Raw genomic sequence first — 5,687 nt, forward strand, 5'->3', positions numbered from 1 at the left:
ATCTAGTTGAAAGTAACAACGAGATTGTATTGGATGAGAAGACTTCTATTAAGGATTTTTTGGATTTGTTGAGTGAATTGTACTATGTTTCTTTGTTGTCTGAGGATAGGTTGAAGGCGAATGAATCTGTGAGGCTTTAATATTTTATTTTGATAAGGGAGTGAACGTCTTTGGTTAAGGGTACAGTGTATGAGTCTTTGTCTTTTTTTAGTCCAACTTTGGAAAGGGATTTGAAGTATTCTATTTATCTTCCTGCTGAGTACGAAGAGGATTCTCGACGGTATTCAACTATTTATCTTTTGCATGGTCATAGTGGGAATGAGGTGAGTTGGCTTAGAAAAGGGCATGTTGATCAGACTTTGGATATTATGATAAATTCAGGTGAGATTCCTCCTTTTGTTGTGGTTATGCCAGATGCTCAAAATAGTTGGTATGTTGATTCTCCTGTTGGCGAAAAGTATGAAACTGCTATTATTAAGGATTTGATTGGTTTTGTTGAAGGACATTACAAGGTAAGAAATACTCGTGGGGATAGGTTTGTTGCAGGTTTGTCGATGGGAGGATATGGAGCTTTAAAGCTTGCGTTTAAGCATCCTGATATGTTTTTATCGGCAGCAAGTTTGAGCGGGGGAATAACAAGAGATGTTCCTCCTGAGACAGATGTTGATATAAACGGAGATGTGATTCATATCAGAGAAGATTATTATCATGACGTGTTTGGTGATCCTTTTGATCCGGATTTTTGGGAAAAGGAGAATGTGTTTAATTGGGTTGATAATGTTAAAAATAGTGGGCTCACTCTGCCTGTTTATTTGTCTTGTGGGAATGAGGATTATTATTATTTGTATCTAGGTGCAACGGAGTTGTATCATGAATTAAGGCTAGCAAAGATTGAATCGGTGTTGTATATAAGAGATGGGGAACATAATTGGTTATTGTGGCAAGAGGATATTAAAGAAGTTTTGAGGTTTTTTAAAAGGGCTTTGGATTTGTATTAATACACATTAGTAGAGACGCTCTATACGAGCGTCTCTTTTTGAATTTTAATGTATTGAGGGATTATAGTATTCCGTAGGCTTGATCTACTTCTTGAACAAATATTATTCCTCCACCTTCTTTTTCTATATCTAATTTTTCTTTTATTGAATTAACAACAGCATCTGTTAGTTCTTTTTTCAATATTATTAATACTATGTCTTTTTCTGGTTCAATCTCCATAGAAAATATCTTTTCTATTTCGTATTCACCTGCGCCTCTTGCATGGATAATTGTACCACCTTTTGCTCCTGCTTCGTTTGCGGCCTCTACTACAAATTCTGCCTTCCCTTTATCAACAACAACAAATATTGCATCATACATAGTATTTTTGACACCTCCATTTGTCTTTACTTCTGCTGAAACGTATTTTTTACCGTTGTTTTGTAAATCATAAAAATCTTTAATTGGAATAGTGAACAGTATACCCTTATTTGGTTTATCAATATGAAAGGTATCAACTATTTTAGGAACGATTTCATTTATTTTTGAACTTTCACAAACCATCAGTATTATTTCTTTTCTAACATCAGTAATACCTAAGAATTCTAAAAGAGGACTTTTTACTGTTCCTTTTCCAAGAATAATCATTCCTCTTTTTATTCCTAGCTCTCGAGCATATTTATAAACCCTACTTCCCATTCCAAAATTCAAGATTACGTATATTAGTTCATAACTTTTTGTATTATTGTTCATTTTTTTGAGTTCCTCCTTTGGAGCTTTTGACTTTGAAAATTAACCCAAATATTAGTAGGGTAAGGACAGGCATTAATGCAATCATAGAGATGGTTCCAAAGCCATCTATTAAAGCATTCGATCCTTCTATTACCCCCGCAGCTCCTTGCGCAAATGATAAGATAAAGGTTGCAGCCATAAGGCCTGTTGCTACACCTCCAGAATCAAACGCGATCCCTACAAATAAGTTGGGTACAAAATAACTCAGAACGACTGCCAGACCATATCCGGGTAATAGGTAATGCCATAGTTTAAGTCCCGGTACTATAGTTCTGATTACTGAAAGAGCAACAGCTAGTCCGACACCAATAGAAAAAGCAGATATGATTAGCGAGCCTTTTATGTATCCGCTAGTTACGTCTTCGATTTGTTTTGAAATTACGTATACGGATGGTTCAGCAAGTATAGCGACGGCTCCTAATAGAAATCCGAATAGTATTACGACAATTTTGTTTTCTAAGGAAGTTAGTGTTCCTCCAATTATCACTCCAACTTCCATAAACCCTCCGTTAGCCCCTGTTAAAAATAACACCGCTCCAATAAAGGTATGAACGAATCCTTTTATTATGTTTAGAAAGGAATTTTTGGATAGCTTGAATGATGTGACTTGGAAAATCAAGAATATTATAACAATTGGTAACAGTGCCGACAAGGTTTCAAGCATGACTGATGGAACTAGGTGTAAAAAACTGCCTGCTATAGAATTGGAGGGGATACTGGTGTTTGTATATTGGTTGATGGTGTGAGATAGATCAACGTTTCTTGCAAAAATACTCATAACAAGCAATGCCATTATGGCTCCGCTTGTTGTAATACCAACTAAGCCAAAGCTGTCTTCTTCTGATGCTTTTCCGGCTCTTTTAGAGAATAACCCTATAGCAAGCGAAGAAATAAAAGGTACTGTTAAAACCCCTGTTGTAGCTCCGGGGGCGTCAAACGATATTGAAATAAATTCTGGAGGTGCGATTAAAGCAAGGACAAATATTACAGAATATGCGATTGTAAAAAAAATTGGTAAAGGAATATTAAAGAGAGGTCTTAATACTCCTAATGTCATTAATGCTCCTACTCCTATTGATACAGAGACAATAACAAGAGATTTAGCTATGGCTCCTGCTGTAACGTAATCGATTTGGCCTGCAACTATGTGTAAAACAGGTTCGACAACTGAGATACTGAATCCAAATAGAAAACATATTAATACGATTTTCCAAATGCTTTTTGTTTCAAGTATTGTTGAACCCAACATGTCGCCCATTGGAATAATGGCTATGTCTACTCCAATCAGAAATATTAGTAGCCCGAAGATTATCAAAACTGCTCCAATTAGAAATTTGATCAAGGATGTATTGTCTATGGGAACGATTGTGAAATTCAGAATCAACACGATAATGGTAATGGGAATTACAGAGAATAAGGCATCTCTAAACTTCTTTAGTAGTACATTCAATTCAGTTCACATCCTTTGGTTATTTTTTAGTATGGATTATGGTAAATCGTATGAAATTTAAAGAAAAAACGAGGAGATCTTTTTCCTCCTCTTATTATAATACAATATTAATAGATATATTTCAATGTGTTATGTTACAGAAAGATTTAATCTTTTGAAATAATACTGTGTTTGATGTATTTATCGTGATGAATCTCAATCATTTCGTTAAAGAAGTTGTAGTAGTTTTCATATTTTTTTGTGTTTTCAGGAATGGGTTGATAACTATCTCCTTTTTTTATAAAAACCTTGCCTGCTTCTTTGAGGTTTTTAAAAACACCGATTTCAGTGAAAGCAAGCATTGCTTCTCCTATTAAAGTAGCGTTTTCTGTAAGAGATTTGGTAACAGGCATGTTAAAAATATCAGCTAATATCTGTGGCCAGACTTCGCTTTTGCTTCCTGAGCCCCCTATAGTTAAGTATTTTAAATGTACGTTATTTTCTTCTAAAGCTGTTTTTATGAGATTTAAGCTGTAAGCTATACCTTCAAATATTGATCTTGCCATGTGTGAGATGGTATGAGTAGTTTTTAGGCCAAAGAAACTTCCTGTTGCAAGGCTTCCTATTCTTGGATCTCTTTCACCAGTTAAGAAAGGAAAGCAGAGTAGGCCATTTGATCCTGCTGGAATTTTCATGGCTTCTTTGTTTATTTCATCGTAATTCATGCCTTTTGCTATGTTGTTTATAAACCAGTCGATAACAATTCCTGCGTTGTTTACAGCACCACCTGTCGCCCAGAGATTTGGGAGTAGGGCATATGTTTGTAGTCTGAATTTTCCGCTTTTATCTAGTAGAGGCTCACTGTAGGCACATCTAAACATCGCTGTAGTTCCTAAATTGCAGACGGCATTTTCATCAAAGCCGCCCATCCCTAAGATCATTGCCCCGCCATCATATACTCCAAGCATCACAGGAATTTGTTTTTTTAGTCCCATTTTGTCAGCAACTTCTTTTGTTATATGATCGACGACTGCATTTCCTGGTAATAATCTTGGTAGTTGTTCTTTTGTTATACCAGCTTGTTTTATTAACTCATCATCCCAATCTTGTGTTTTTATGTCTAAGAGTTGGGTTGTAGAAGCAACGCTAGGTTCTGTTACGAATTGTCCGGTTAGATGGTTTATGAAAAAACTTTTGATGTCTAGAATTTTGTGCATTTTGTTGAAGATTTCCGGTTTTTCTTTTTTAAGCCATAAAATTCGTTGTAAAGTGTAGTTAAATGCAGGTGGACAACCTGTTTTCTGATAGATTTTGTCTGCAGAGAATTTGTTTTCGAAGTCTATCATTGTGGATTGAGATCTAGTGTCTAATAATGTGATCATTCCTGTAAGGGGTTGGTTGTTTTTATCTATTGGTAAGAAACCAAATTGATATCCAGATAAGACTAACAAAACAATTTCATCTTCAAAATCAGAGAGAATTTTTTGAGAGAGTTCTAGAAAATTATCCCATAGTTCTTTGGGATTGTGTTCTGCAGCTCCTTTTTCAGGTTGATACATATTTATCTTTTTTGTTTCTTGAGAGACGACTTCTCCCTTTTCGTTTACAATGGCAATTTTCATGTTTGTTGTGCCAACATCAAGAACCAGTACATGTTTCATTGAAGAAACGCTCCTTTCAAGGTTTTTGAACGTTTATTTTTTAGCTCGAAAGTTTTCTACGATTTTTTCAATTATCTCTGGATTTACTATTTGATCGGGGATTTCTCCATTCACTAATTTTTCAATATCTTCTACCATTTTTTCGTCCATTTTTCTTAAGGAGTAAGTTCCGTAACCTCCAATGTGTGGCACAATGTAGACGTTAGGAAATGTTAACAGAGGATTGTCGGGTTCTATTGGTTCGTTTTCTAGTACATCAAGTCCTGCAGCGAAGACTTTTCCTGTTTCTAGGGCTTCAATGAAATCTGGGAGGTTTATTAATTCACCGCGTGCCGTATTAACGATTACTACACCATCTTTCATTTTGTTAAATGCCTTTTTGTTGATAAAATGGTAGTTTCCTTCGTTGAGAGAGGCGTTGAGACTTATTACATCTGAGGTTTTGAGTAATTCTTCGAATTCAACCGGTTTTACACCTGTTTTTTCTATGACTTTGTCTGCAATATATGGGTCATATGCAATTACTTCTGATTTGAATCCTTCTTTTACTATTTCACCTACTCTACTTCCAATGTTTCCATAACCGATGATACCGACGGTTAATTTTGAGAGCTCTTTTCCAACGAATTTCTTTCTTTCGTGCCATTTGTTTTCTAATACAGCATGATAAGCAGGAATTATGCCTCTTAAACAGATTAACATCAAAGCTACGGCTATTTCAGCAACAGCATCTCGTTCATGAACTCCGTATACCCTTGTTACCATCACTTCGTTTTCTGTAGCAGCCTTTATGTCTACATTATTGTAACCTATACCGTGACGAGCAA

The 5,687-nt window shown here is 35.6% G+C and carries 5 protein-coding genes; 1 reads left to right on the forward strand and 4 read right to left on the reverse strand.

Going from position 1 to position 5,687, the window contains the following annotated elements:
• Window positions 1–170: 170 nt before the first annotated feature.
• Window positions 171–998, forward strand: coding sequence for an alpha/beta hydrolase (locus tag PKN74_RS07705; protein ID WP_472310184.1), 828 nt, complete (start codon window positions 171–173; stop codon window positions 996–998).
• 61 nt (window positions 999–1,059) lie between these two features.
• Here PKN74_RS07705 and PKN74_RS07710 read toward each other — a convergent pair whose 3' ends face one another.
• The 4 genes from PKN74_RS07710 to PKN74_RS07725 all read right to left on the reverse strand — a co-directional run.
• Window positions 1,060–1,731 (reverse strand): P-II family nitrogen regulator, encoded by a 672-nt coding sequence (locus tag PKN74_RS07710; protein WP_472310186.1) that lies wholly within the window; start codon window positions 1,729–1,731, stop codon window positions 1,060–1,062.
• Window positions 1,721–3,220: a DUF1538 domain-containing protein gene (locus PKN74_RS07715; RefSeq protein WP_472310188.1), complete on the reverse strand. Its 1,500-nt coding sequence runs from the start codon at window positions 3,218–3,220 to the stop codon at window positions 1,721–1,723. The genes PKN74_RS07710 and PKN74_RS07715 overlap by 11 nt, the downstream gene beginning before the upstream one ends.
• Window positions 3,221–3,366: 146 nt before the next feature.
• Window positions 3,367–4,860, reverse strand: coding sequence for a gluconokinase (locus PKN74_RS07720; RefSeq protein ID WP_472310190.1), 1,494 nt, complete (start codon window positions 4,858–4,860; stop codon window positions 3,367–3,369).
• A 33-nt stretch (window positions 4,861–4,893) separates the two neighbouring features.
• A partial coding sequence (locus PKN74_RS07725) for an NAD(P)-dependent oxidoreductase (protein ID WP_472310192.1) occupies window positions 4,894–5,687 on the reverse strand: 794 nt, incomplete at its 5' end.

Origin of the sequence: Defluviitoga sp. (assembly GCF_035349255.1) — a bacterium.
Lineage (GTDB): Bacteria > Thermotogota > Thermotogae > Petrotogales > Petrotogaceae > Defluviitoga.